The organism is Microbacterium sp. Marseille-Q6648, assembly GCF_943181415.1.
Lineage (GTDB): Bacteria > Actinomycetota > Actinomycetes > Actinomycetales > Microbacteriaceae > Microbacterium.
Window position 1 is genome coordinate 1 of sequence record NZ_CALPBZ010000004.1, and the last position, 2069, is coordinate 2069.

The following is a 2069-nucleotide window of genomic DNA, read 5'->3' on the forward strand; positions in this document are numbered from 1 at the left end:
GATCCCCGTCGTTCGACGGATGGGACGGCTGGCCGCGCAGATCGCCGGCGCGCTCGAGTCCCTCGACGCCCCAGGCGCCGAGCGCACGCACCAGTGGGACCTGCGGCATGCGCCGACGGCGCTCGCCCCCACCCCGCCGCACGTCGCCCACGCCGGCGACCGACCCCCGCCCGCCGACGGCGTGATGGACTTGTGTCATGACGACCTCCTCCTCCCGATCGTCCCGTCCGGTTGCGCTCATCACTGGCGCCTCATCCGGAATCGGCCTGGCGACCGCGCTGGCCCTCCTCAAGAAAGACTGGGTCGTCTACGGCGCAGCACGTCGGACCGACCGGATGACCGAGATCGAAGCAGCGGGCGGACGCACGCTCGAGATGGACGTCACCGACGACGCGTCGATGCAGTCTGGCGTCGACGGCATCACCGGCGCGCACGGGCGGATCGATGTGCTCGTCAACAACGCAGGGTACGGCTCGTACGGCTCCCTCGAGGAGGTGCCGCTGGACGAGGCGCGGCGCCAGTTCGAGGTGAACGTGTTCGGCCTCGCACGCCTCACGCAGCTCGTCCTTCCCGGGATGCGCGCAGCGGGACGCGGACGGATCATCAACATCTCGTCCATCGGAGGGCGGATCTACGAGCCGCTGGGCAGCTGGTACCACGCGACGAAGTTCGCCGTCGAAGGGCTGAGCGACTCACTGCGGATCGAGCTCGCCCCGCACAACATCGACGTCGTCATCGTCCAGCCCGGTCCCATCCGCACCGAGTGGAACGCCATCGCACGGGACAGCGCTCTGGAGATCTCGGGGGACGGCCCGTACGCCGCCCAGGCACGCGCCCTGCACGGCAACTACCACCGGGTCGACCACTCGCCGATGTCGGCGCCTCCGGAGAAGGTCGCTGCCACGATCGTGCGCGCCGCAACGGTCCGGCGACCGCGGACGCGCTACGCGACGCCCGTCGCCGCGAAGCTCATCGTCGGCGCACGCCGTGCCCTGCCTGATCGCCTCATGGACGTCGTCCTGGCGCGGCTGGCCCAGTGATGAGGCGCCTCGGATGGATCTGACGCCCCTGCGTCAACGGCTGCTCACCGCTCTCGCCGGCGATCCGGAAGGGGCGCCACCCTGGGTGCTGCGCCTGAGCGAGGGGGACGACGAGGGCTACTTCCCCGAGGACGGCGCGGCCTGGACGGTGCACGCCGGCACGGCCACGCTCATCGCCGGCATCCGGGCCCTCCTCGTCCAGGCACTGCACCCCGGAGCGCTCGCGGGCGTGCACGACTTCTCGCGCTACCGCGAGGATCCCCTGGGGCGTCTCGCGGGCACCGTGCGGTGGGTCATCAGCGTCACCTATGGATCGACCGAGCAAGCGGATGCCGAGACCGCACGCGTCGGACGCTTCCACCAGCGGGTGAAGGGCACATACGAGAGCACCGAAGGACGCGCGGTCCCCTATTCAGCAGCGGACGCCGAATTGGTGGAATGGGTGCATCTGGCATTCGCCGACGCCTTCCTCACCAGCCACCGCACCTACGGCGGACCGATACCGGGCGGCCCGGACGCGTACGTGGCCGAGTGGGCCACCGCAGGACGTCTCATGCGCGTGAAGGAACCTCCCCGCACCGCGGATGAGTTGGCGCGAGCGCTCGAGTCGTACCGCGTTCGGGGCATTCTGCAGGGCGGGCCCCGCGTCGACGACGTCGTGCGCTTCCTGCGTCGCCCCCCGGTCGACGGCGGAATGGCGCTCGGCTACCGGCTCTTCTTCGCCGCGGCTGTCGCCACGATCCCGAAGGAGCTGCGGCGCCTGCTCGGCGTCCGACGGTCGGTGCTGCCTGTCGTCACGCTCACGCGCGCGGTGTTACCGCTCGTCGCCCGGGTGCTCGAATCCGGCGGCCCCCGTGCGCACGATCGCGCCCACGAGCGCATCCGCCGCGTCCGGTCGAACGCGTCGGGTTAACGTGAAAGGGCCACCCAGCGTTGGGTGGCCCTTTCATGAAAGAAGTCCGGCGGTGTCCTACTCTCCCACAGGGTCCCCCCTGCAGTACCATCGGCGCTGAGAGGCTTAGCTTCCGG

General features: G+C 70.6%; 3 protein-coding genes and 1 rRNA gene. 2 read left to right on the forward strand and 2 right to left on the reverse strand.

The window, feature by feature from the left end:
* A partial coding sequence (locus NFR93_RS12315) for a hypothetical protein (protein ID WP_251453618.1) occupies positions 1–199 on the reverse strand: 199 nt, incomplete at its 3' end.
* Here NFR93_RS12315 and NFR93_RS12320 point away from each other — a divergent pair.
* Positions 198–1040 carry an oxidoreductase gene (locus tag NFR93_RS12320; RefSeq protein WP_251453620.1) on the forward strand — a complete coding sequence of 281 codons (843 nt, stop codon included), beginning with the start codon at positions 198–200 and terminating at the stop codon, positions 1038–1040. The genes NFR93_RS12315 and NFR93_RS12320 overlap by 2 nt on opposite strands.
* Before the next feature lie 13 nt (positions 1041–1053).
* Positions 1054–1953: an oxygenase MpaB family protein gene (locus NFR93_RS12325; RefSeq protein ID WP_251453622.1), complete on the forward strand. Its 900-nt coding sequence runs from the start codon at positions 1054–1056 to the stop codon at positions 1951–1953.
* Positions 1954–1997: 44 nt separating this feature from the next.
* On the opposite strand, the gene rrf is transcribed toward NFR93_RS12325, so the two are convergent.
* Positions 1998–2069 (reverse strand): 5S ribosomal RNA (gene rrf / locus NFR93_RS16115); the annotation flags it as partial.